This is a genomic window from Acinetobacter sp. 25-47-130, assembly GCF_056779705.1.
On record NZ_JBWYII010000007.1, the window covers coordinates 110886 to 136124 of the forward strand.

Sequence of the window (25239 nt, forward strand, 5' to 3'; positions counted from 1 at the left end):
GAATATGCTTGAAGGCCTTTAAGTATTTGGTCCCGAGGGTCGGACTCGAACCGACACGTCATCTCTGACAGCGGATTTTGAGTCCGCCGCGTCTACCAATTTCACCACCTCGGGAAAGGTTGTGTTCGGTATAATATCGTTTTTCTTTTCTTTGTCAATGCAAAACCTGACTCAAGCGCCTATTTTTAAATCAATAGCATGCATTATGCTTTTTTAACCACCAAACTCAACTCGAACTGGGCAAAAAAAGCATATACTAATGCCAAAATTTTTGCTGATTCCATTTTTATATTCTTATGCAACTTTCTGATTTTAACTTTGAACTCCCTGACGAACTTATTGCCCGTTACCCTCTTGAAGAGCGAAGCGCTTCTCGCTTACTTCATCTTAAAGCCGATGGTCAATATGACGATCACCAATTTACCGATATTTTAGACCTGTTTAATGAAGGTGATTTATTAGTTCTCAATGATACTAAGGTAATGAAAGCTCGCTTGAAAGGTAAGCGTGCTTCGGGTGGTGCGATTGAGGTTCTGGTTGAAAGAATGCTTGATCAATTTATTGCTCATTGCCATATCAAAGCAAGTAACTCACCAAAACCAGGTGCTGAGCTTTTTGTCGGATCAGATGAGGTTAAAGTTACGGTTCAAGGGCGCCATGAAAATCTCTATGTGGTGGAATTTTCCAAACCAATCTTAGATGTATTGGATCAGTTTGGTGCATTGCCTATTCCACCTTACTTCAACCGAGAAGCAGAAGATATTGATACTGTTCGTTATCAAACCGTATTTAATGATCCTACAAAAATTGCTAGCGTTGCTGCTCCAACGGCGTCTCTACATTTTGATGAACAACTATTAAAAAAACTTGAAGATAAAGGTGTAAACAAGACATTTGTCACCTTACATGTGGGTGCAGGTACCTTCTTACCAGTACGCACCACTGATATCGAAAATCACATCATGCACAGTGAATGGTGCCAAGTCAGCGATGAAGCTATGGCGTTGATTAAGGCGACTAAAGATCGAGGTAATAAAGTGATTGCCGTCGGAACGACTGCAACACGCGCAACAGAAAGCGCGGCTCAAGCCAATGGTGGCGAACTGAAGGGCTGGACTGGTGATACTCAGATTTTTATTTATCCTGGTTATGAATTTAAAGTAGTAGATCGTTTGATTACTAACTTCCACCTTCCAGAATCAACATTATTAATGCTTGTTTCAGCCCTATCCAATCGTGATTATATTTTGAATGCGTATCAACATGCTGTAAAAGAACGCTATCGTTTCTTTAGTTATGGTGACGCAATGTTGATTGACCAAGCAAAAGATTAGGATCTGATCTATGCCGATTGATTCTGTTCAGCAACTGCTTCACCTTCGCACCCGAAAGAACAAGCAAATTATGGCCAGTGTTGATCGGCTTTGGGCTCTTGGACGTTCTGCTCAACATTCTGATGACATCCTGCAAGGATTACATCCATGGGGTTCGAATACCCAACTCTTTTTTCACAATGGCATACCTAAATTTTTAGTTACGCTTGCCATCATATTCATTGTTTTTTCGCTCTTTCCTATTTTTGACACATTAAAATGGATGGCATATAGCTCAGCGGCGATACTTATCCTGATTGCATATATAATTTATGAACCAAATAAACCTATTCATGAAGTGATTTCATTTCTTGAAGAGCGAATGATTGGTTTTAAATTCGGTATAGAAGCTTATTCAACGCCATCACACCTTGGAACAAATAGACATAACACCTTGATCATAAGTCAGCTAAGGCAAAAATTTCCTTTGTTTAACCAAGGCAACCATGCCAATGACATTTTAAAATTTGCCTCTACCACGTGGAAAAACGCGCAAAATCAAGATTTCCCTGTTATGCTTTTTCATTACCGATTTATTGATGAAGTCAATCTGCCTGAGCAAAACAAAACACCACAAAAATTAAAAAAAATTGAACGTCATCGTTGGGGCGTATTTGTATTTGATATATCACCACTAGGATTAGCGACGACCAGTAGAAAGAAAGGGTTCACCACACCATATACAGAGCGCTGGGAGAGCAGCGATTTAGAGCTACGTAAAAAAGTTCAGATTTACGGTACAGATCGCTTACAACTCGCAAAGATCATGACGCCATCAACCACACTCAAACTGATTGAATTTTATCGACTTCACCAGGGCGACTTAATTTTCCACCCTCATGACCAAATCATGTGCTATTTGGGAGAGCGCGATTTATTTGACGTCACACACAAGCTTGAAATCAAAGACATTAAAAATATATCCGCTTTGCGCGGTTACTTAAGAACATTAACCATGCCAAATTATCAACAACTCAAACAGAGCATGCTAAACTTAGTTGCATAATAACGATCATATTAGGTAATGCGTGTGGGCTTATTCATTTTTCTTTCCATCTTTGTTTTGATTGTTGTTTGGGGAATATGGGTTCGAAATAATATCGTTCGATATTTGAATGCTTCTCAGCGTGCTTGGTCAGATGTCGCAAATTTTGAACGTCAGAAAATTAAAACATTAGAGCATCTTGAGCAAAATTTATCTCAATACACTGAGTTTGAAAAATCAACATTAGAAAATATCACAGCCTTACGCCAACAAATCCTAAATCTCAATACACAATCAACTGATGTAGCTCAGCTTCAGCATATTGAAGCGCTAAGTCAGTCGTTAATGAAAAGTTTAAATGTGGTTGTTGAGAATTATCCAGATCTCAAAGCTGATCAGCTTTACAACCAAATGATGCATGACATTCAAGAGCAAAATGAAAATGTCAGTGCTGCAATTTCAATATTCAATCGAAATGTCGAAGAGTTTAATAACTTGATTCAAATTTTTCCAAATAACTTAATCAACAGTATCAGCCTCGCAAAGAAACCTATTCGCCCATTTACCGATCATCAAGCGCAACAAAATTTTGATTATCGCCCTAATTTCAAATAAGGATTCCACCTTAAAAAGTGGCAATATCTTAGAGAATCACGTTGTTTATCCATTACGATTTATTCATATTAAGGTACGCTAAAAACTGTATAGCTGGTCGAAAAACAAGCAGATATCTTCATTGTTTAGCAAGATCATGAATCTCTTGTAATTTTTCATAAACAAAAATCCAAGTCGTTAAGAATAATGTAATTTTTCTAGCATAAACTGCGCGAATCTAGGAAAATAGAGTGCTTTATCGCTATCAATCAGCGAACTGTTTTTTCGCCTCGATTTGGACAATTTATGAAGTTTGAAAAATTAGGTCAGTCTGGTCGCGCTCGACGCGGACGCTTAACCTTGGAACATGGTGTCGTTGAAACACCGATGTTTATGCCTGTCGGAACTTACGGCACTGTTAAAGGCATGCTCCCACGTGATATTGAAGAAATTAAATCACAGGTCATTTTAGGGAATACCTTTCATTTATATCTACGCCCTGGCCTAGATGTCATTCGTGAGCACGGTGGTCTACATGGTTTTATGAAATGGAATAAACCAATTTTGACTGACTCTGGTGGCTTCCAAGTATTTAGCTTAGGCGCAATGCGTAGTATCAAAGAAGACGGCGTAACATTCCGCTCTCCAATTGATGGCTCTAAAGTCTTTCTTTCTCCTGAAATTTCGATGGATATTCAACATACATTGAATTCAGATATCGTGATGATTTTTGATGAATGTACACCTTATCCAGCGACTCACGAAGAAGCTCAGAAATCTCTACAACTTTCATTGCGTTGGGCAAAGCGTTGTAAGACTCAACATCATGATGTGTTAAAAAACCGCAATGCTCTGTTTGGTATTATTCAAGGCGGCATGTATGAAGACCTCCGCCAAGAATCACTAAATGGATTAAAAGAAATCGGTTTTGATGGTTATGCGATTGGCGGTCTTTCTGTAGGCGAGCCAAAAGAAGAGATGATCAAAGTCCTTGATTATCTTCCAGAGCAAATGCCTGCGGATAAACCACGTTATTTAATGGGTGTTGGCAAACCAGAAGACATCGTTGAAGCTGTTCGTCGTGGTGTAGACATGTTTGACTGTGTAATGCCAACTCGTAACGCACGTAATGGACATTATTTTGTTACGGACGGTTTAGTGCGTATACGAAATGCGAAATACCGCCATGATCAAAGCCCACTTGATCCGCATTGCGATTGTTACACCTGTACCAACTTTACCCGTTCGTATCTATACCATTTAGAAAAATGTGGTGAGATGCTTGCATCAATGCTTGGCACAATTCATAACCTTCGTTATTACTTGCGTTTAGCAGAAATGATGCGTGATGCATTAGATAACGGAACATTTGATGATTTTGTTCACGATTTTTATGCACGCCGTGGGCTTGAAGTACCCCCTTGTCCGCAAGATTAATACATCAGTATTTGCGCTGAGCAAAAAGACAATGTAAATTGCTGAACAAGCCGATTTTTTATCATCTTTTTTGATATTTTTAGTTTAGGAAAATGAAATGAGCCTTTTTATTTCGACTGCACACGCAGCTGGTGAAGCTGCACAACAACCAAGCTTAGTTGCTAACTTATTGATGATTGCAGTATTCATTGCAATTTTCTACTTCTTAATTTGGCGTCCTCAAGCAAAACGTGCGAAAGAACATCGCACTTTGGTTGAGAGCTTAGGCGTTGGCAGCGAAATCGTTTTTGCAGGCGGTTTAATGGGCCGTATTACTAAACTCGAAGGTGATTTCGCTGTGGTTGAATTAAACCGTGGCAACGAAGTTAAAATTCAGCGTGCAAGTGTGATTTCAGTATTACCTGAAGGCACTCTAAATAACCTTTAATTATAAAATAGTCGTGCAGCTGCACGACTTTTTTCATTTTAAGAAGAAAGCGAATGCGTTACCCAGCATGGAAATATTTACTCATTCTAGTTGTACTAGTCGTGAGTACATTATATGCCCTGCCAAGTTTGTATCCTGATGAACCAGCTGTCCAAATTTCTGGTGCAAAAGCTGGTTCTGTCATTGATGACACAGTGATTCAAAAAGCAGAGCAACTATTAAAAAGCAACAATATCCAATCCCACAATAACAGCTTTACTCAAAATGCTGCCCTTCTACGTTTAGACAGTTCTGAAGCCCAATTAAAAGCAAAAGATATCCTACGTGAAGGTCTGGGTGAAAACTATGTTGTTGCATTAAACCTCGCACCAACAACACCTGAATGGTTACAGAAAATCGGTGCACGACCAATGAAACTTGGTCTTGATTTGCGTGGTGGTGTCCACTTCCTCCTTGAGGTGGATATGGACAAAGCGATTGCGCAGCGCATGGAAACATCGGCTGCTGATTTGCGACGCGAATTCCGTGAGAACAAGATCAAATTCAATAGTCTTTCATTGAATAACAATGCGATCACTGTTCAATTTGCTAACAATGAAGATCGTGCAGCAGCGATGGATCAACTTCGTCGTAACGGCAATAAATATACTCAACAAGCACTTGCAACTGAAAATGGTGCCAGTCTTCGTTTAACCTATACAGATACCACAAAGCAAGAAATTCAGTCGTATGCGTTAGATCAAAACTTAACAACACTTCGTAATCGTATTAATGAACTTGGTGTTGCAGAAGCATTGGTTCAAACCCAAGGTAGCAACCGTATTGTGGTTGAATTACCAGGTGTCCAAGACACCGCTGAAGCAAAACGTATCTTAGGTCGTACAGCAAACTTAGAATTCCGTTTGGTGTCTGATCTAAATGATCAATATATTGATCCTTATTCAGGGAAATATAATGGTCAACCCTTACCTCCAGGGACAGAAGTATTCGCCTATGAATCTTTAGACAGTGGTCGTGAACTTTTACTTAACCGTAATCGTATTCTGACGGGTGAGCGTGTACAAAATGCTTCTTCAGGCTTTGGACAAGATAGTGGTACAGCAGAAGTTAACATTACCCTTGATAATGCAGGTGGTAAGTTAATGTCAGATGCTACTCGTAGCGCTGTTGGTAAGCGTATGGCGGTACTGTTCATCGAGAATAAACAACGTATCAGTTATGTCGAAGATCCTGAAACAGGCGCACAAACTGAAGTACGCACACCATATACTGAGTCTGTCGTCATTAATGCAGCAAATATTCAAGCAGTATTAGGTTCTCAGTTCCGTATTACCGGTTTAGATTCACCTCAAGAAGCGGCTGAACTAGCTTTAATGCTTCGTGCAGGTGCACTCGCTGCGCCAATGTACTTTGTTGAAGAGCGTGTTATCGGTCCAAGCCTAGGTCAAGAAAACATCGATAAGGGTGTACTATCCACTCAAATTGGATTCATCTTGGTCGCAATTTGGATGGTGGTATTCTTCCGCTTATTCGGTGTCATTGCGAACTTCGCTCTAGTATTCAACTTAGCCATGATCTTGACGGTTATGTCTTGGATCGGTGCTTCATTAACGCTGCCAGGTATTGCAGGTATCGTTATTACCATCGGTATGGCGGTGGATGCAAACGTTCTAATTTGCGAGCGAATACGCGAGGAAATCAAATGGGGAGCATCGCCTAAACAGGCGATTGTTGCAGGTTATGATCGAGCTTATAACACCATCTTTGACTCGAACTTAACCACATTCCTTGTTGCATTTATCCTCTTTGCCATTGGTACTGGTCCGATCAAAGGATTTGCCGTGACACTCATGATTGGTATTGTTTGCTCGATGTTTACTGCGATTACAGTAACCCGTGCAATTGTACAGATCATTTACGGTAAAAAACGTAACTTGAAAAAGTTGAGCATTTAGGAGATCTATCATGACTGAAAATACTCAACTCGAATCAAAACAATACGGCCGTCCAGACAACGAACGCGTAATTCCTTTCATGAAGATTGCAAAGCCAGCAGCTTGGCTTTCAATCATCCTGACTATTGCAAGTATCTTCTTTATCGCGACTAAAGGTCTGAATTTAGGATTAGACTTTACTGGCGGTGTTGCAGCTGAATTGAATTATGCCAATCCTGTAAAACCCTCTGAAGTGACGCAAGCATTAAGTGATGCGGGTTTTAATGATGCTGTTGTTCAAACCTTAGGTTCTGAACGAGATTTAATGGTTCGTATGCCCGTACAAGAAGATATTGAAGCGGAAGATCTAACCAAAGCAATTACCACCGCAGTTCAATTAGACAATAATACCGTGACTGTACCTAAGGTAGATGTTGTTGGTGGTCAAGTCGGAAACGAACTTTACATTAAATCAGCAGGTGCTGTGGCTTTGGCTCTGATTATCATGCTGATTTATGTGACGATTCGCTTCGAATTCAAGTTGGCAATGGGTGCCGTACTCTCTTTGTTCCACGATATTGTGGTAACACTTGGGATTTTCGCCCTCATGCAATGGCCATTTGACCTAACCGTTTTAGCTGCTCTTCTAGCGATTATTGGTTTCTCATTAAACGATAATATTGTTGTCTCGGATCGTATTCGTGAGAACTTCCGTAAAATTCGTGGGGCAGAACCTCTTGAGATCATCAATATTGCATTGACTGAAACCTTACGTCGTACCATCCACACTTCGATGACGCTATTGCTTGTGGTCGTTGCTATGATGATCATGGGCGGCGATGGTTTGAAATGGTTCTCGATTGCAATGTTTGTCGGTGTTTTTGTCGGAACATATTCTTCGATTTATATCGGTACTGCATTTGCATTGTGGCGTGGTCTGAACCGCCAAGACTTTATTGTTCAAGTAAAACCTGAATTTGAAGAGGAAGAAGAAATTCCTCAATAAACATTCAATACAAAAAGCCCATCAAATGATGGGCTTTTTTAATGTTGAGTGATTTGAATTTGAGGAATTGCAAAACCACGGCAAGAGTATTCACTTCGCCATGCGACTGTCAGCATACAATCCATGATTTCAAAATTCTGATACGCAAATCCCCCTAAGACTGGATGCTCACAAACCCCACCCATGTGTGTGGTATGGGCATTGGTATTCAACTCATTTAAGCTCATACGGATTCCCATCCCATGTGCCTTCAAAATTGCTTCCTTAATGGTCCAGACTTTAAACCAATAGCGAGAATCAAAATCCAATTCTGTCCATATCGCATATTCCAGTGGATGAAATGCATGTTTGGCTAAAGCTTCGAATCGAATTGATCGATTCAGCTCCTCAATATCCACACCCAAATCTCGAATATGATGTGATGTAACTAAAGCATAATAATGTTGACTATGACTATGGTTAAACTCAAAGTTTGAGATTTTTTTCAAAAAAGGTTTTCCATCTTTCGTTTGGTCAATATCCTCATTTTTTATTGTTTTATTTAATTTACTTCCTAGTAAGCAGTTACGATATTGGTGAATCATTTTTTTTCTAAGACTGATTTCTTCAGTACGTGTTAGATTTTCAGGAACTTGAAAAAAAGAAGAAATTTTAGAAATATCAATTTGAATATGACGGGTCATAATAACGTTCTCAGTGATTCCATTTATCTTAATTTATTCGCATGATAAAAAAAGCCCAAACTTCACATTTGGGCTTTCTGGACTAAATTTACAATTGATTAACCGCGTTTGAACTTCTTCTCGGCTTTCTTAAACTTCTGTACATAACGACGTTTACGTGCCGCAGTACGCTCGTCAATTTGAGATTTACGACCTTCAAATGGGTTCTCTGAAGTTTTAAATTCAATTTTTACAGGTGTACCCTCTAGTTTATACACTTTACGGAACACGTTTTCTAAGTAACGACGATAGTCAGCTGGGGTTTTATCAACTTTATTACCGTGAATCACAATCGTAGGCGGGTTTTGACCACCGATATGCGCATAACGCATTTTAATTGCACGGCCTTGAACTTTAGGTGGATGATGCGCGTCTGTTGCATCTTTTAAGATCTCAGTGATTTTCGCTGGAGATACTTTCAAACGTGAAGATTCATATGCACGGTGGATTGAAGGATAAAGCTCACCCACACCTGTACCATGCAAAGCAGAAATTAAATGGATTTTTGCCCATGGAATAAAGTCAAAACGACGCTCAACATCCAATTTACATTGTTTGCGATCATATTCTGACATATTGTCCCATTTATTGATCGCAATCACCATCGCACGACCAGCTTCAATCGCATATCCAATCAAATGCAAGTCTTGCTCAACAATACCTTCACGCGCATCAACAACAACAACAACAACGTTGGCATCTTTCATTGCTTGTAAAGTCTTTACGATTGAGAATTTCTCAATCATTTCATCCACTTTGCCTTTACGACGAACACCAGCAGTGTCAATGAGCGTATATTTTCGACCATCACGCTCAAATGGGATGTAAATTGAGTCACGTGTAGTACCAGGCTGGTCAAAAGCAACGACACGTTCTTCACCTAACAGGCGATTAACTAATGTTGACTTACCTACGTTCGGACGACCGATAATCGCTAGACGGAGCCCAGTATCTTCATCACGCTGTTCACTTAGGTCATCTTCTGGTACATCTTCAAGTACTTCTTCGAGCATTTGTTGAACACCACGCCCATGGCTTGCAGCCACTTGCATCGGTTCACCCATACCCAACTTAAAGAACTCAACCAATGCTGCCTCTGCATGAACACCATCAACTTTGTTGGCAACTAAAAATACTTTTTTACCGAGTGTACGTAACTCACGCGCAATCTGTTCATCAGATGCTAGAAGACCTGCACGTGCATCGACAACAAAGATAATCATATCTGCTTCATGAATCGCAGTTTTAGACTGCTCTGCCATGTAAGAGTCGATCCCACCTTCGTTTTCACCGATACCGCCAGTATCTACAACGATAAATGATTTATTTTGGTATACTGCATCACCATATTTACGGTCACGAGTAAGACCGGCAAAGTCTGCAACAAGCGCGTCACGACTTTTGGTAATCTGGTTAAACAGCGTTGATTTTCCGACGTTCGGACGACCAATGAGCGCAATAACGGGTTTCATAGATTAACCTTTAACAAGATCAGCCAACTCAATTGGCCTGAACATCAGAAACTGTGGAAGAAGTTAGACGAATCATCTACTTAAAAATAAAAATGTCGGGGTCTGACAATTCAACACCCCGAACTTAAAATATGTATTCAGCGACTAGTTTACCATAAGCAGAGAAAAAATTAACGATTCTGCCAAATTGTAAGTGCGCCTGTACGTGTCACTGAGTAAAGCTGATTGTTTACTACACGTAACGAACGTACTTCACCACGCGTTTTTTCACGACCAACAAGTTGACCATTTTTAGGATCTACAAGGTGGAGTACCCCCTCATAATCACCTACCACTAAATACTGACCTAACATTACGGGGTTGCTTAATTGACGGTTAAGCAATTGATCATTAGTCCATAACGGCTGACCCGTCACCAGATCAAACGATACAATTTTACCATCTGTTTGCGTGACGAAGACTTGGCGACCTGCAACTTCAGCACGATTAATACTGCTTGCATCTTCACTCCAAATCACACGTTGCGAAACTAGATCTAGTACAGTGACTTGGCCTTGATAGCTGGTGGTTACAACCAATTGTCCTGCAACGATTGGATCTGCATCCACATCAACTAAACGCTGTATATCAGAACGACCATCGCTGACTGCCACACGTCTTTGCATACGCAAAGTTCCAGTGAGACTATCAATTGCGTACACGTATGCATTTGACGAGGCCACTAACACTGTTCGTGGGTCTAAGCGCACAGGTGAAGCTTGACCGCGTAAGCTCAATTGTTCGTTTGGCATACGATAGGTCCACACTTGTTGACCTGTTTTTTCATCCAGACCAAACACCGTACCATCATTTGCAACAACGATCACTCGACCAGTCTGAATAAGCGCCGCACTCAAAATTGCACCACTTAATTGCGCCGTCCAACGGATATCACCCGTTTTTTGATCGAGAGCAAACAGTTGACCTTTCTTGTTGCCGACGATCACTAACCCATTGGCCGCTTCAACACCTGAACTTAAACCAAGCTTTGTAACTTGTTTTTCCCAGACACGCTGCTTACCTTGATATGCAGAAACCTGTCCCTTAGGATCTAAAAAGTATAAAACACCTTGATCATTCGCCATTCTCAAACGCAATGGATCAGCAGCATCCGTCGCTGAAACGTTATGTGAAAAAATAGGTGCTAAGCTCACCGATTGCTGAATTTTAGGCAACGGATTAGGTTTCACCTTTTCTTCTTTCACCGTATTGCTTGTACACGCCATTAGTGCACACGACAATGTCGCTAGAACAAAAGAAATTTTATACTTTCTATCCATTAAGACTCATCCGTTTGTATATCTAAAATTGGGCGCTCAATTTCAGGATCTTCTACTAATATGCCAACACTTTCGAGTTTAATTTGTAAGATTTGGCGTTCTTGTTTAGTTGCAATTAAGTTATCCCACGCGCTCTGATAAGCTTTTTTCGCATTTTCAATATCATTCTTAGCAATATAAATATCGCCACGTGCTTCATCTACAGTTGTTTTGAAAGCGGGCAAAGTCAAACCAGACAATGTTTTTAAAGCCTCATCATATTTTTTTTGTGCCAGTTGAGCATCTGCTAAACGAAGCTTAATGATGTGTTGTAAACCTTCATCTTTGATTTGAGCATTTTCAATTTTTTTCAATTCACGTTCAGCTTTGGCATAATTCTCTTGATCATAAGCCAATTTTGCCATTACAAATTGCGTTTGAACCGCATGAATCGAATCAGGATTTTCTTTTACAATTTTTTCTGCAGTTCCATCCAAAGCAGTCGCTACTTTAGGATCAGTTGTTGCAGCTTTCGCTTCATCAACTAAGAGCTGTACTTTAGCAGTCTGTATTTGATCTTCTGCTACGTTTTTCTTCTTCCAATATTCCCATCCGAAAAAGGCGATCAGGGCAAGAAGAATCAGCGTAATCAACGCCGATCCATATTTCTTAAAAAACGACTTTGCTGTATGCAGTTGTTCTTCGTCAGTCATTGCGCTCATATGATCGCCCTTTCCTTATGTTCTTAAATTTATTTTGAAGATAGTTTATCAATGATGAACGGCACAATGTCATTGACCGCTACTTGTGTCTGCTCTGCTGTAGCCAACTCTTTGACTGAAAGTTGTTGCACCTCAGCTTCACGCTCACCAAAGATTAAGGCATAAATTGCACCAGACTGATCCGCTTTTTTCATTTGACTTTTCATCGAGCCTTGAGAGCCAACTTTCAGACGCACTGAACTACTTGCAGCTTCAAGTTGATCTCGAATTTGCTCAGCCAAAACTAAAGCTTTACCTTGCGTCGCAGGATCTGCAAGTAAAAATACTTCACAATCACGTACTGGTATATTGTCTTCTACTTGTTCTAAAAGAAGCAATAAACGCTCAATACCCATTGCAAAACCAACCGCAGGAACCGATTGATCTGGTTTACCTTTTAACTGACCCACTAAACCATCATAACGACCACCAGCGCAAACCGTACCCTGTGAACCCAGATGTGTCGTCGTCCATTCAAATACAGTTTTATTATAGTAATCCAAGCCACGAACCAACTTTTGGTTAATGACAAATGAAATACCTGCATCGGTTAGATATTGCTGTAATTGTTGGAAATGTGCCAGCGTCTCTTCACCCATAAAGTCATGAAGTTTAGGCGCATTTTCTAAAATGCTTTGAGTTTTTGCATCTTTAGAGTCCAAAATACGCAGTGGATTCGTCGTTAAACGACGCTGCGAATCTTCATCTAAATCTGACTTATGTGATTCTAAAAACTCAACCAAGGCTGCGCGATAAGCTGCACGCTCATCTGACTCACCTAAAGTATTGAGCTCTAATTGAACTTTGTCCGCAACACCCATCCGTTTCCACAGACGCGCAGTCATCAAAATCAGTTCAGCATCTTGATCAGGAGTTGCAACACCAAACGTTTCCACACCAAATTGATGAAATTGACGGTAACGACCTTTTTGCGGTTTTTCATAACGGAACATCGGTCCAATATACCAAACACGCGGTGTCGCACCACGAAGCAAATTATGTTCGAGCATAGCACGTACACAACCCGCAGTACCTTCAGGACGTAAGGTCAAAGACTCAGGAGGATTACCTTTATCTAAAAACGTATACATCTCTTTTTCAACGATATCCGTTGCATCACCAATAGAACGCTTGAACAAGTTTGTCTGTTCAACCATCGGCAAACGAATTTGTTGATAGCCATAGGCATCCATCAAACCAGACAGATGCTGTTCAAGACGTCTCCAAGCTGGGGTTTGCGTTGGGAGAATGTCATTAAAACCTTTGATTGCGACGATTGAACTCATGATCTACTCAGAAAAACCTGTGCGAATAATCTCTTTTGATTTAGCTTTTTCAAGCTCGTTAACACGTTGACGAACCATATTTTCGATTTCGTCAACTAATTGATTTGTGTCAATTAAATGACTCTTTTCACCATTACGATACACCAGTGAACGTGGACTTGCACCCACTACACCAATATCAGCTTCTTTAGCTTCACCAGGACCGTTGACTTTACATCCGATGACAGAAACATCCATTGGAGTACGTACATCTTCCAAACGCTCTTCAAGCATTTGCATCACTTTGATGACATTAAATTCTTGACGTGAACAACTTGGGCAAGCAATAAAGTTAATACCATTTGAACGTAAGCCCAAAGATTTAAGAATATCAAAACCAATTTTGATTTCTTCCTCAGGTTCCGCTGCTAATGAAATTCGCATGGTGTCGCCAATGCCTTCCATTAACAATCCGCCCAGTGCAATTGCCGACTTCACCGAACCAGTACGGTAAATTCCAGCTTCAGTCACTCCTAAATGTAACGGGTTGTCAATTTGTTTTGACAACAAGCGATAAGCATCCATCGTCAAAAAGACATTCGATGCTTTCACTGACACTTTAAACTCTTGGAAATCCAAACGATCTAAAATATCAATATGACGCATTGCTGACTCAAGCAAAGCTTGACCTGTTGGCTCCCCATATTTCTTTTGAATATCTTTTTCGAGAGAGCCTGCATTGACACCAATTCGCATTGAAATATCGTTGTGACGAGCCGCAGCAACCACTTCGCGAATTTTTGCTTCTGAACCGATATTCCCTGGGTTGATACGCAGACAATCTGCACCCAAATCTGCAACAGCCAAAGCAATTTTATAGTCAAAATGGATATCGGCAACGAGTGGAACTTGCACTTGTTTACGGATTTCTCCAAAAGCAGCAGCGGCTTCCATACTCGGTACAGACACACGCATAATATCTGCGCCAGCATCCACACAACGTTGAATTTGTGCAACTGTTGCAGCTACATCACAAGTTTCAGTATTGGTCATGCTTTGAATACTGATTGGCGCATCGCCCCCCACATACACAGAACCTACGCGAATTTTACGTGTTGGTTTGCGTCGAATCGGATTCTCGATCATCGTTTTACCTTTAACCCATTAACGTGATAAACGGAATTCAGCTTTTCCGTTTACGGTATATGGTGACAATGAAATATTTTCATTATTTAAACTTAATGAAACGGCTTGAGCATCATCTAATCGAATTTGGAATGGAGACTGTCCATTCAAACTAATCGCAGTTGATTGGCGTCCAGTTGCTAAAACTTTACCCGTACTGTCCACAATGTGTACTGATGTAGGGCGGCTAAAACTGAGATTCATCGTATCGCCTGATACTGCTTCAGTTGTGCCTGTACCATTGTTTAAGGTCAGAATTTGGACATTGTTGGATTGATTCGTATCAGTATTTGACGAATCGCCTTTAGCCGCCCATTTTTGGATTGCGGAGATTAATAGCCAAGCCACGCCCAAAATAATTAACGCAATCACGATGCGTTTAATCCACTTGCGGTTACGTACACTTTTCGAGCCAGGAAGTTTCCCCATAATTTTAATTGGAGAATTGTTCAAAGCATGATTTGGCAGTAAACCTGTATCATTTTGATAGATTTCATCAAAACGTTGAATCAAAGCAGAGGCATCAACTTTGAGATACTTCGCATACGAACGATAGTATCCCTTAATGAAAGTCGCTTCTGGCAAAGATTTGTATTCGTCTTGCTCTAACGCTTCAAGCGTTTTTACTGGCATTTTCAAATCACCAGCAACTTTGACCAGATCACGTTGTTGAGAAATACGGATTTGACGCAAATACTCGCCAGGGCGTTGAATATTTCCTAAAGCATTAGGTGCTACGTTTGAACCAGTAGGTTGCTGTGAATTAGGATTTACTTCCATACGGCCTCAGTATTGAACTGTAATTGCAAATAACGTTGAAATTCTTGACTATTTGGAAATAAAGTACGCAACTGATTCACCAGCACATACATTCCCGTTCTATCACCATTGGCACGTGCGATACGTAAACCAATCCAGAGTGCTCGCGCACCTTGATTTTGCTGGCCAACTTTGAGTACAAATTGCTCATATAGCTGACGCGCGGCAATATTATTCTTTTGCAGATAAAATATCTCTGCTAACTCTATCATTGAAACAGTCGAGTCACGATTGACTTGCAGTGCTTGTTTGAACGTTTTTTCAGCATTCGGTATATCCCCTAGAATGAGATAAATCCGTCCAAGGTTTTCTAATGCACGATGACGTTGGTCATATCCAAGCGTTGCGCCTGCAATTGAAAGCTGTTTAACAGCATCATTATATCGTTTCACTTGATACAAATACGTACCATAGTTGTTACGTGCTTGCGCATTTTTAGGATCAATTGATATCGCACGAGAAAAATAATGATCTGCACGTTGCATGTTGATGTCACTTCCTTCTTGCTGAAGCAACACCCCCATCATCATATTTGCAGTTGAATCGCGCGAATTAACCTCTAATGCCTGATCAAGCACACGTTTGGCAGCATCTAAATTCCCATTCCGAATATATTCAGCCGCCATTTGGGTACGAACTTTCACTGATTTCTCAGGATCCTTTTTGCTCGTATCGCCACTGGTAGTTTGGCATCCAAAGAAAAGCAATCCAGATAAAGCGACTGTCATCGTCATGACTATTTTTTTATACATCGGCTTGCTCAAATGATGCCTCCCTCTTTTTAATCATTCACATCTAAATGATACAACTAGCCTTGTGAACGCATAATTTCATTACGTTCTAGCACTTTTTTCTTCCATTGTTCTGCACGACGAGTACGGTCAGCCACTTGACCAACCAATTGACCACAAGCTGCGTCAATATCATCCCCACGTGTCTGACGAATCGTACACACAAAACCAGCATCAGACAAAGTTTTTTGGAAAGAAATGATGCGATTTCGGCTCGAACGCCCGTATGGTGCATGTGGGAATGGATTAAATGGAATCAAGTTAATTTTACTTGGTAAATTTTTTAACAACTTAATCATCTGCTGTGCATGTTCAGGATGATCGTTGACCCCGTCTAACATGACATATTCAATTGTGACATGCTTACGTGCACTTTCATTACCATCTTTAGTGACGTAACGCTGACACGCTGCAATGAGTTGTTCTAACGGATATTTTTTATTAATCGGCACTAATTCGTTACGTAACTCATCATTGGTTGCATGCAATGAAATTGCAAGCGCCACATCAATGTCTTGAGCCAATTGATCTATCTTCGGTACAACCCCTGACGTTGACAATGTGACACGGCGTTTAGACATTCCATAGGCGAAATCATCAAGCATGATACGCATTGAGTTAAGCACAGCATCATAGTTCAACAATGGTTCGCCCATACCCATCATTACCACGTTGGTCACAGAGCGCTCACGCTCAGCAACTGGCACATCTTCCATATAGGAATAGTTCGCCATCCACAACTGACCAACAATTTCAGCCTGTGTTAAATCGCGCTGGAAACCTTGTTTTCCTGTTGAACAGAACGAACAGTCCAAAGCACAACCGACTTGTGATGAAATACATAAGGTTTTACGCGAACCTGTTTTATCCTCAGCAGGAATCAGTACTGTTTCAACCAAAGAACCCGCACCATCACCTACACGGAACACCCACTTACGTGTTCCATCTTTAGAATAGTTTTTATGCACGACTTCTGGTGCTTTAATTTCACAAATCTTTTCAAGTTTTTCACGTAATTTCCCTGAAATATTAGTCATTTCAGCAAAATCAGTAACGAAGAACTGATGAATCCATTTCATCACCTGACCCGCACGGAACTTTTTCTCCCCCATATCCTCAAAGAATTTTTCCATTTGCGGACGTGACAGGCCAAGTAAATTCACTTTCTGTACAGTATCAGCCTGCTGTACTTGAACAGTAGTGGGCTGTTGTTCATCTAAATTGACGGATGAAGCGACAACTTCAGAATTCATGAGTATTACCTAAACCATAATGTGGGATAAAAGAACATGCTCAATTTTCAAGCAATAAAATCTTTCAGAAATAAAAAAACCAGATAAGCAGTATAGCACTTATCTGGTTTGAATACTGCGAATTAACGAGTACGTGGAGCGATCTCAGTTTGAGCGAAGAAGTAGTTAACTTCACGATCAGCAGATGCTACAGAGTCAGAACCGTGAGCAGCATTTTCGTCGATGCTTACAGCGAAGTCAGCGCGGATTGTACCTGGAGCAGCTTCTTTAGGGTTAGTAGCGCCAAGGATGTCACGGTGAGCAAGAACTGCGTTTTCACCTTCAAGAACTGATACAACAACTGGACCAGAAGTCATGAACGCAACGAGGTCAGCAAAGAAACCACGTTCTTTGTGCTCAGCATAGAAGCCTTCAGCTTCAGCTTGAGTTAAATGTTTCATTTTAGTCGCAACGATTTTAAGACCAGCTTTTTCGAAACGAGCAAAAATGTCACCGATGTGGTTTTTAGCAACTGCATCTGGTTTAACGATAGATAAAGTACGTTCAATAGCCATGATTGGCTCCTTTAGTCAAATTGACATGAAAATTTTGGCGCATTATACCGAATAATGCGCGATTATCTGCTTTTCGCGTGTAAAAAAATGGTTTTTTTCGATCGATGAATTATCGAGCTTCGTCAATCCAAGCCATTTGAATTGCTTCTAACAATCCTTCTGTTGATTTGTTTGGATCATCTTCGAACTCTGGAAGCGCACAAACCCATGCATGAAGATCAGTAAAACGGATCCATTGTGGATCTACATCTGGATGGGCTTCATACAGTTCAATTGCGATATCAAGGGTGTCTGTCCAACGTAAACCCATACTTATTCCTAAATCATCTTTGGTGAATTCATGGCTTAATTTTAGCAAAAAGCAAATCAAGACGTACAATTATATTGCTTTTGTACGCCTTATCATGCAATCAACTTACCCTCACAATATGATATTCAATGCTGGAGCAGCTAAGATAATACCACTCGCAACCGTCGCCCCAATTAAGGCTCCAACTAAAACATCAGTTGGGTAATGCAATCCCAATACCATGCGCGACAACGCAACCAAAATGGTAAATGGCATCATCATCACCAGCAAGACAGGCTCTACATAACCCAATACGATTGTTGCCATTACTGCATGCAATGTATGACCAGAAGGAAAACTAAAATGATCTAGTGGTCTTTCGCCAATATGAATAACTTGGTGAACTTGGTATGGTCGTGGACGTACTGTTTTTGTTTTTAAAATTTTATAAATCAGCGTACCTAACGAAGCAGCTACAACAATATATAAAATTTGAATAGTGTATTGCGGTCCTTGCAGTAGCCACACCAACGCCACCATCATGTACCAAAAAACTCCATCTCCGAGCCGACTAATAATTTTAAATATGAGCGCAATACTTTGTGTATGCGATAGATTATTGAAATAGAGACATCCTCTTAGATCAAGATCGAGTATTTTTATTTTGGTATTTTTAAAATTCATTTCACTCTACTCCTATCGTTCAGGCCGTGAGCGTTTTCTGCTGCACGACACGATAAAATGCATGTTCGAGTTGTTGAACTGGATGTTGCCATCCGACTTGTTGTACTTTTTTCATTGCTTGCATCCCCATTGCATGCAAGCGTTTGTTCTGGGGCAGATTAACAATATATTGAACCAAGGTTGCAGGCTCACCCAAAGGTGCTAACCATGCTGTTTCCGCATCTAAATACTGCTTAGCACAAGCATAATCATAAGCAACCACAGGCAACGCACTCGCCATCGCTTCAAGCACGACATTGCCAAAAGTCTCTACTTGACTGGCAAAAACAAATACATCTGCGCTTGCAAATGATCCAGCAAGATTTGTACCACTTAAGCTTCCAGTAAAGATGATATCGGTATGTTTGCTTTGACGAACCAAACGCGAATAATCGGGCCCATCCCCCACGATGACCAACTTAAATCTGCGCGTTGTTTGTGTTTTAAGTTTTAAATAGGCATCAATTAACACCTGAATTTCTTTTTCAGGTGAAACACGACCAACATAAAGCAGGACAGTTGTATTCTCACAAGCATCCCATTGTCGTCTGAGTTGCACACTTCGAAAAGTAGGTGAAAACTTTTCAACATCCACCCCAGTCTTAATCACTTCAACTTGACATGTAACACCAAAGTTACGTATCGCATCAGCCGAGTCCTGACTTGGTACACAGGTCAATTGCGTATTGTTATGAAACCATTTGAGATAGTGCTGAATCGGCTTGACCATAAATGCAAGATCATAAAAACGACTAAAGTCATGAAAAGCAGAATGAAAACCACTACTCACAGGAATCTTTTTGTTTTTTGAGAGCTGAAGTACCGCTAAACCTAATGGTCCTTCCGTCACGATATGCACCAAATCTGGTTGATATTCATCAAAAGCTTTAGCCACTTTGCCATACTGTGGCCAGCCAAATTGCATATGGGCATATTTCGGAATGGTTTGACCATTCACCAAACACTCACGGTTCGGAGAAAATTCCGAACATATTTGTTTTTGTGAAGGTCGTACCAATAGAATTTTGTGACCAAGCTTCTGTAGACCTTTGCAAATCTGTAGTAAAGACAATGAAACACCATTCAGTTCTGGCGGCCATGTCTCCGTAACGACAGCTATTTTTAATCTAGATCGCCCCAATTGCTCAAGCACCGATACATCCCGATCGGAGTTTTGATTTTTAAATTTTAGCCTCTGGTGATCATATTGCGTTGTCGATCTAGGCAATACAGTGTCCATGATTCCCATCATCACACCTCTTTTGTATTTTTTTCATACTTTTACTTTAGAGATGGATCATTTCATTATGATGATGATTTCATTAAATACTTGTCATAATTAGAATAGATGACTGATTCACCGACTACCCTCAAACACGCGACAATAAACTACGAATTCAAAATAATTTAGTGAAATAAAGTACGATGCACAGCAAAAAATAACGCTTGCTCAAAATCAATAACAGGTTTCAACCATCCTGTTGCAGCAACTGCAAGATGCGCTTTCTCACCCATTATTTTTAAATCGGGTTGATTCAATGTTGCTGTCATTGCTCGTTCGAACATATCTAGATCACCGAGAGGGATCAGCCATCCCGTTTCATTGTGCACAACATGCAGTTTGGCACATGCATAATCATAAGCCACCACAGGCAAGCCACTTGCCAATGCTTCAAGCGCGACATTTCCAAAGGTTTCAACTTGACTTGGAAATATAAACACATCTGCACTGGCATATGCACATGCCAAATCATCACCAGTCAAACTTCCCATAAAAATAATATCAGGGTGATGATTTGCAAGGGCTTCAAGCCTTACTCGATCTGGCCCATCTCCGACAATGACCAATTTAGTATGATGCTCAACCTCACCTTTCTTTTTCAAAAAAGTCCGAATAATCTGGTCTACTTCTTTTTCAGGTGACAACCGACCAACGGAAATCAGCACTCGTGTATGCTCATTTGCATTCCATTGCTCTCTGAGCAACTCCGATCTTTTATTCGGATTAAATAATTGGGTATCAACACCTCTCCCCACCACCCTTAACTCACCGCTTACTCCCATTTGTTTTAAAGCATGCTGTGTATCTAAACTTGGCACACAAGTCACGTCTGTCTTATTGTGAAACCATGTTAAATATTTTGAGATAGGTTTAACGAGAAAAGGAAACTCAAAGTATCGACTAAACTCTTGAAAGGCAGAGTGAAAACCACTTGAAACAGGAATATTCTGAGATTTAGCTACCATTAGACTCGCAAATCCCAATGGTCCCTCTGTCACAATATGCACAACATCTGGCTGAAATACCTCAACCGCTTTTGAGATTTTAGAAAACTGTGGCCAACCGAATTGTAAGGTGGGATATTTCGAAATCGCCTGAGCATGCACCCAACACTCTGCATCAGGTTTAAACCGTTTACATTTCACTTTGGGTTGGGGACGAATCAACAAAATTTGATGACCTCGCTTCTGCAAACCCAGACATAAATTCATCAGTGAGTTTGCAACACCATTAATCTCTGGTGACCATGTCTCTGTCACAATGGCAATTTTTAATTGAGGATGTCGTTTAGGCTGATCAGCATCAGGAAGAAGAATAAAATCCTCAAATGACGTATTTTTTTTAATGTCCAATAATTCAAATAATTTTTTTTGTTGTGTTGCTTGTAAATTTAGGAGTGCCATCATCACACCTTTTATTAATGTTATCCCTGAAATTTATAAGAACATAATGTCAATATAATGATGGTTTCATGACAGCTTTGTCATAAGGCTCATTCAGATTTTCACATTTTTAAGACTCTTGCTCTTGAACACGATTTACATCACTGCCTAGCTCATTCTCTTGCTCTTGACCAGAGTTAACTGGTGGTTCTTCAATCCGTTTTTCCAAGTTTTCCCCTTGAAGTGCTACAGAGGATTCTGATGATGTCCGATCTTCTAATTGTTTAGTTTCTTGTTCAGCATTAACTGCAACTGGTTTCAAAATGCCTTCAACAATTACATAAACCTGTCCATTAGAAAAATCGATGTGATGTTTATCACCATGTAACAGTGGAAATCCAACGATTTGCTCGTACTGCTCTGCACGGTTAAATTTTTGTTGAACGGAATCATAAATCCAGTAAATAAAACGACAATCTTGAAGCGTTTTATCCTCTGACAGATCAGAGAGCACTACATCATAGTAACCATCAAAATTCACATCCATATAACCAATACTATTGGGAAACGCTTGAAAGCCTTCAAGAATTTGCATGCTTTTTTGATTGACTTTGTCAAACACCTCGATACGTGTCATTAATCGTTTGAAAGGATGGTCAGCTTTAGATATGCCATAGAAATTAAAACTCACATCAGACGTATTTTTTACTTTAAAAGCAGGCTCGAATTTCTTTGTTCGAATCACACCTGCATGATTGACCAATGTAGATTTAAATACATTCGTTTTATAGTTAAGCTGTCCTTTCAACTCTTGAATTGCATTTGGATAATCACTCGGTTGTTCTGCTTTAAAAAAACTTGATCGCCTTTTTGCTCCCCTTTAAATTGGATAGTGACGTTGTCTTTGAGGGAAGTAAGTGTTGCATTTGGATGAAGCACATCCATATAAAGACTCAAAAAATATTCGTTGTCTGTTGACCTCAATAATCGTTGCATTGATATGCGAACATTATCCAAGACAAGCTCAGCATCACTATTTGGCGTTTTTTTTCAATATCAGTTGTTTGTTGCGCCCATCCACAGATTGGCAAGATCGCCAATAAGTAACATACAAACGTTAATTTCATTCCCAACCTCAATCCTTGAGTTATTAAGTGTTCTTGTTAGATACTGATTATTCTGTTTAGCTAAGCCTCTGTCGACTGCAACTTAATCTACCTGTCATTGAGTTACTTTTTAATGACTATTTTTATCATGCCTGTCGTCTTTTTTTCAATGCATTACGAAAAGGCAAGTCTCAGAATTCAAAGTTCCTAAAATATCGGTGACTTATTATTAATATCTTGAGGTTATGAAAATTATTAAAATTAGTTTCTGGATTTAATCAGTAAATGGCCCAAATAGGATTTAGCAATATAAAAATAATTTCACCAAATAAGATATGAACCTTCACTTTATATTTAGCTTTTGGGATATATAAAAAAGGATAGAATTTAAAAATAAGAAATAGACAACTAAAATTAAGAATTAATCCAAACTAATTATTCGGCTTTGCAAAGCCCAAGTTTCTAAGTTCACACTTACACCCTTTAATGGTATTTGTCTTAGCTGACAAATCATTTTTAACTGTTCAATCCTCTCAACTTTATGATCTATGATTGGTTTGATTTTTTCTTGCTTTCTACGTTGATCAATATAAGCATTTTTCCCTAAATAGACTTCTACAAAAGCTTCTTTTGGTAATTGCAATGTATAGATGGGGCGATTAGGGAGCTGTATTCTTTTCCAATATTGATTATCAATTAATGCTTCAGTGATTGTTGAAAAATGATAACCAAACGGAGCAGCACTTATATTTTTAACTATGCGAACCTCCTCCTCATACGACCAACACAATGATTTATATAAAAAGGCATGTTTTAGAAATTCTTCAAAGTTATTCCAGTTAAAAATAGAGCAATCACCGATAGACATTAACGTATCTGCATCAATGTTATGAGATTGTCTAGGTGGAGTATTTAAATAAATTACCTCCCCTCTATTCGATGGAATTAAAAAGTTTTTAGCATCATCTAAACCCGCTAATTTTGTATCTATACCAATAACCACCCCCTTATAGCTATCAGCATAGTGAGACCACATAAGTGGATTTAAAGGTGCGCGAGTTAATGATAAAATAGCATATTTTCTAGACAACCTATTTCTTATAGCTCCTGTTTGTACAGAAATAGGAACATTATCTTCCACCAACGCTAAAGCTGTTGCTTCAAACGGATCATTAAAATCTTCTAGATGTGAAAATCCCAAAGTATTTGTTTCTAATATTTTTAAACCTGCCTCAAATCCGACATATTTATATAAAATCATTTTTCTTATCCCACAAAAAAACCCCGCTTTCGCAGGTTTTTTTATAGCATAAAAATCAGCTAGATAAGAAAATTAGTTCTTTTCTTTGTCTACGATTTTGTTTACTTGAATCCAAGGTATGAGCAAACTCAGAACACTGTTCTGAGTGAAGTGCAAGGAAAGAAAAGCACTGCTTTCATCTATTTGAGCACGAAGCTTACGTCAAATAATTTAGCTTTATTTTTTTATGTCACATAAAAAAAGCCCCTGTTAAAAACAAGGGCTTTTTGACTTAGAAATTAGAACTTAGTTCTTTTCTTTATCAACGATTTTGTTTGCTTGAATCCAAGGCATCATCGCACGCAATTTAGCACCAGTGACTTCGATACCGTGAGCAGCGTTTTGACGACGACGAGCAGTCATAGATGGGTAGTTCAACGCACCTTCTTGGATGAACATCTTCGCATATTCACCAGATTGAATACGTTTAAGCGCATTACGCATCGCTTCACGAGACTGTTCGTTGATTACTTCAACGCCAGTTACATATTCACCGTACTCAGCATTGTTAGATACAGAGTAGTTCATGTCCGCGATACCGCCTTCGAACATTAAGTCAACGATCAATTTAAGTTCGTGTAGACATTCGAAGTAAGCCATTTCTGGCGCATAGCCAGCTTCAACAAGAGTTTCGAAGCCCATTTTAACCAATTCAACAGCACCACCACAAAGAACTGCTTGCTCACCGAAAAGGTCAGTTTCAGTTTCTTCACGGAAAGAAGTTTCGATAATACCTGTACGACCGCCACCAACACCTGAAGCGTAAGAAAGCGCAAGGTTACGTGCATTACCAGAAGCATCTTGGTGAATCGCGATAAGATCAGGAACACCTGAACCACGTTGGTATTCAGAACGTACAGTGTGACCAGGTGCTTTTGGAGCAACCATGATTACGTCTAAGTCAGCACGTGGAACAACTTGGTTATAAAGAACAGAGAAACCATGAGCAAATGCAAGAGTAGCACCTTGCTTGATGTTTGGCTCAATTACATCACGGTAAAGTTGAGCTTGGAATTCATCTGGAGTCAAGATCATTACTACGTCAGCTTGAGCTACAGCAGCAGGAACTTCAGCAACTTTAAGACCAGAATTTTCAGCTTTTTTCCAAGAAGCAGAACCAGCACGTAAACCAACAGTTACGTCAACGCCAGAATCTTTAAGGTTAAGCGCGTGAGCGTGACCTTGTGAACCGTAACCAATGATTGCTACTTTCTTAGATTGGATGATAGATAAGTCGCAGTCTTTATCATAAAAAATTTGCATTGCTGTCTCCGCTAAAAT

At 39.8% G+C, this 25239-nt stretch carries 24 protein-coding genes and 1 tRNA gene; 7 read left to right on the forward strand and 18 right to left on the reverse strand.

Annotation, left to right across the window (positions count from 1 at the left end):
* Positions 1–27 precede the first annotated feature (27 nt).
* Positions 28–114: transfer RNA gene (locus AC1M83_RS09930), tRNA-Leu, on the reverse strand.
* Between the two features lie 182 nt (positions 115–296).
* On the opposite strand from AC1M83_RS09930, the gene queA reads away from it, so the two are divergent.
* The 7 genes from queA to secF all read left to right on the forward strand — a co-directional run bounded on the left by queA (position 297) and on the right by secF (position 7756).
* Positions 297–1334, forward strand: coding sequence for a tRNA preQ1(34) S-adenosylmethionine ribosyltransferase-isomerase QueA (gene queA, locus AC1M83_RS09935; RefSeq protein WP_481590563.1), 1038 nt, complete (start codon positions 297–299; stop codon positions 1332–1334).
* Between the two features lie 10 nt (positions 1335–1344).
* Complete coding sequence (locus AC1M83_RS09940) at positions 1345–2379, forward strand: hypothetical protein (protein WP_481590564.1); 1035 nt, start codon at positions 1345–1347, stop codon at positions 2377–2379.
* 24 nt (positions 2380–2403) lie between these two features.
* The gene (locus tag AC1M83_RS09945; RefSeq protein ID WP_481590565.1) at positions 2404–2973 is read left to right on the forward strand and encodes a LemA family protein; all 570 of its coding nucleotides are present in this window, start codon (positions 2404–2406) and stop codon (positions 2971–2973) included.
* A 285-nt stretch (positions 2974–3258) separates the two neighbouring features.
* The gene (tgt, locus tag AC1M83_RS09950; RefSeq protein ID WP_035265598.1) at positions 3259–4389 is read left to right on the forward strand and encodes a tRNA guanosine(34) transglycosylase Tgt; all 1131 of its coding nucleotides are present in this window, start codon (positions 3259–3261) and stop codon (positions 4387–4389) included.
* Positions 4390–4486: 97 nt separating this feature from the next.
* A complete protein-coding gene (yajC, locus tag AC1M83_RS09955; RefSeq protein ID WP_035265599.1) occupies positions 4487–4816 on the forward strand; it encodes a preprotein translocase subunit YajC in 330 nt (109 codons plus the stop codon).
* A gap of 53 nt (positions 4817–4869) precedes the next feature.
* Positions 4870–6771 carry a protein translocase subunit SecD gene (gene secD, locus AC1M83_RS09960; RefSeq protein WP_035265600.1) on the forward strand — a complete coding sequence of 634 codons (1902 nt, stop codon included), beginning with the start codon at positions 4870–4872 and terminating at the stop codon, positions 6769–6771.
* A 7-nt stretch (positions 6772–6778) separates the two neighbouring features.
* The gene (gene secF, locus AC1M83_RS09965; RefSeq protein WP_481587236.1) at positions 6779–7756 is read left to right on the forward strand and encodes a protein translocase subunit SecF; all 978 of its coding nucleotides are present in this window, start codon (positions 6779–6781) and stop codon (positions 7754–7756) included.
* 38 nt (positions 7757–7794) lie between these two features.
* Here secF and AC1M83_RS09970 read toward each other — a convergent pair whose 3' ends face one another.
* The 17 genes from AC1M83_RS09970 to ilvC form a co-directional block, all read right to left on the reverse strand.
* Positions 7795–8439 carry a 4'-phosphopantetheinyl transferase family protein gene (locus AC1M83_RS09970; RefSeq protein WP_481590566.1) on the reverse strand — a complete coding sequence of 215 codons (645 nt, stop codon included), beginning with the start codon at positions 8437–8439 and terminating at the stop codon, positions 7795–7797.
* Positions 8440–8537: 98 nt separating this feature from the next.
* Positions 8538–9950, reverse strand: a complete 1413-nt coding sequence (gene der, locus AC1M83_RS09975; protein ID WP_035265604.1) for a ribosome biogenesis GTPase Der — start codon at positions 9948–9950, stop codon at positions 8538–8540.
* 170 nt (positions 9951–10120) lie between these two features.
* On the reverse strand, positions 10121–11269 hold the full coding sequence (gene bamB / locus AC1M83_RS09980) for an outer membrane protein assembly factor BamB (protein ID WP_092767625.1): 1149 nt from the start codon (positions 11267–11269) through the stop codon (positions 10121–10123).
* Positions 11269–11970, reverse strand: coding sequence for a YfgM family protein (locus AC1M83_RS09985; protein ID WP_035265609.1), 702 nt, complete (start codon positions 11968–11970; stop codon positions 11269–11271). Before AC1M83_RS09985 ends, bamB begins: the two co-directional genes overlap by 1 nt.
* Positions 11971–11999: 29 nt before the next feature.
* Entirely contained in the window at positions 12000–13295 is a 1296-nt protein-coding gene (hisS, locus tag AC1M83_RS09990) for a histidine--tRNA ligase (protein WP_035265610.1), read from the reverse strand.
* Positions 13296–13298: 3 nt separating this feature from the next.
* Positions 13299–14420, reverse strand: a complete 1122-nt coding sequence (gene ispG / locus AC1M83_RS09995; RefSeq protein WP_035265611.1) for a flavodoxin-dependent (E)-4-hydroxy-3-methylbut-2-enyl-diphosphate synthase — start codon at positions 14418–14420, stop codon at positions 13299–13301.
* An 18-nt stretch (positions 14421–14438) separates the two neighbouring features.
* Positions 14439–15239: a helix-turn-helix domain-containing protein gene (locus AC1M83_RS10000; protein WP_035265612.1), complete on the reverse strand. Its 801-nt coding sequence runs from the start codon at positions 15237–15239 to the stop codon at positions 14439–14441.
* Complete coding sequence (pilW, locus tag AC1M83_RS10005; protein WP_179998933.1) at positions 15230–16030, reverse strand: type IV pilus biogenesis/stability protein PilW; 801 nt, start codon at positions 16028–16030, stop codon at positions 15230–15232. Before pilW ends, AC1M83_RS10000 begins: the two co-directional genes overlap by 10 nt.
* A 56-nt stretch (positions 16031–16086) precedes the next feature.
* Entirely contained in the window at positions 16087–17322 is a 1236-nt protein-coding gene (gene rlmN, locus AC1M83_RS10010; RefSeq protein ID WP_481590567.1) for a dual-specificity RNA methyltransferase RlmN, read from the reverse strand.
* Between the two features lie 122 nt (positions 17323–17444).
* Positions 17445–17876 carry a nucleoside-diphosphate kinase gene (gene ndk / locus AC1M83_RS10015; protein ID WP_035265623.1) on the reverse strand — a complete coding sequence of 144 codons (432 nt, stop codon included), beginning with the start codon at positions 17874–17876 and terminating at the stop codon, positions 17445–17447.
* A 109-nt stretch (positions 17877–17985) separates the two neighbouring features.
* Positions 17986–18186, reverse strand: a complete 201-nt coding sequence (gene iscX, locus AC1M83_RS10020) for a Fe-S cluster assembly protein IscX (RefSeq protein WP_035265625.1) — start codon at positions 18184–18186, stop codon at positions 17986–17988.
* A gap of 111 nt (positions 18187–18297) precedes the next feature.
* The gene (locus AC1M83_RS10025; RefSeq protein WP_035265627.1) at positions 18298–18849 is read right to left on the reverse strand and encodes a phosphatase PAP2 family protein; all 552 of its coding nucleotides are present in this window, start codon (positions 18847–18849) and stop codon (positions 18298–18300) included.
* 19 nt (positions 18850–18868) lie between these two features.
* A complete protein-coding gene (locus AC1M83_RS10030; RefSeq protein ID WP_481590568.1) occupies positions 18869–20140 on the reverse strand; it encodes a glycosyltransferase family 4 protein in 1272 nt (423 codons plus the stop codon).
* 155 nt (positions 20141–20295) lie between these two features.
* The gene (locus tag AC1M83_RS10035) at positions 20296–21573 is read right to left on the reverse strand and encodes a glycosyltransferase family 4 protein (protein WP_481590569.1); all 1278 of its coding nucleotides are present in this window, start codon (positions 21571–21573) and stop codon (positions 20296–20298) included.
* Between the two features lie 109 nt (positions 21574–21682).
* Positions 21683–22360: a hypothetical protein gene (locus AC1M83_RS10040; protein ID WP_481590570.1), complete on the reverse strand. Its 678-nt coding sequence runs from the start codon at positions 22358–22360 to the stop codon at positions 21683–21685.
* A gap of 719 nt (positions 22361–23079) precedes the next feature.
* The gene (locus tag AC1M83_RS10045) at positions 23080–23919 is read right to left on the reverse strand and encodes a DUF2971 domain-containing protein (RefSeq protein WP_481590571.1); all 840 of its coding nucleotides are present in this window, start codon (positions 23917–23919) and stop codon (positions 23080–23082) included.
* Positions 23920–24204: 285 nt separating this feature from the next.
* Positions 24205–25221: a ketol-acid reductoisomerase gene (gene ilvC, locus AC1M83_RS10050; RefSeq protein WP_035265630.1), complete on the reverse strand. Its 1017-nt coding sequence runs from the start codon at positions 25219–25221 to the stop codon at positions 24205–24207.
* Positions 25222–25239 lie beyond the last annotated feature (18 nt).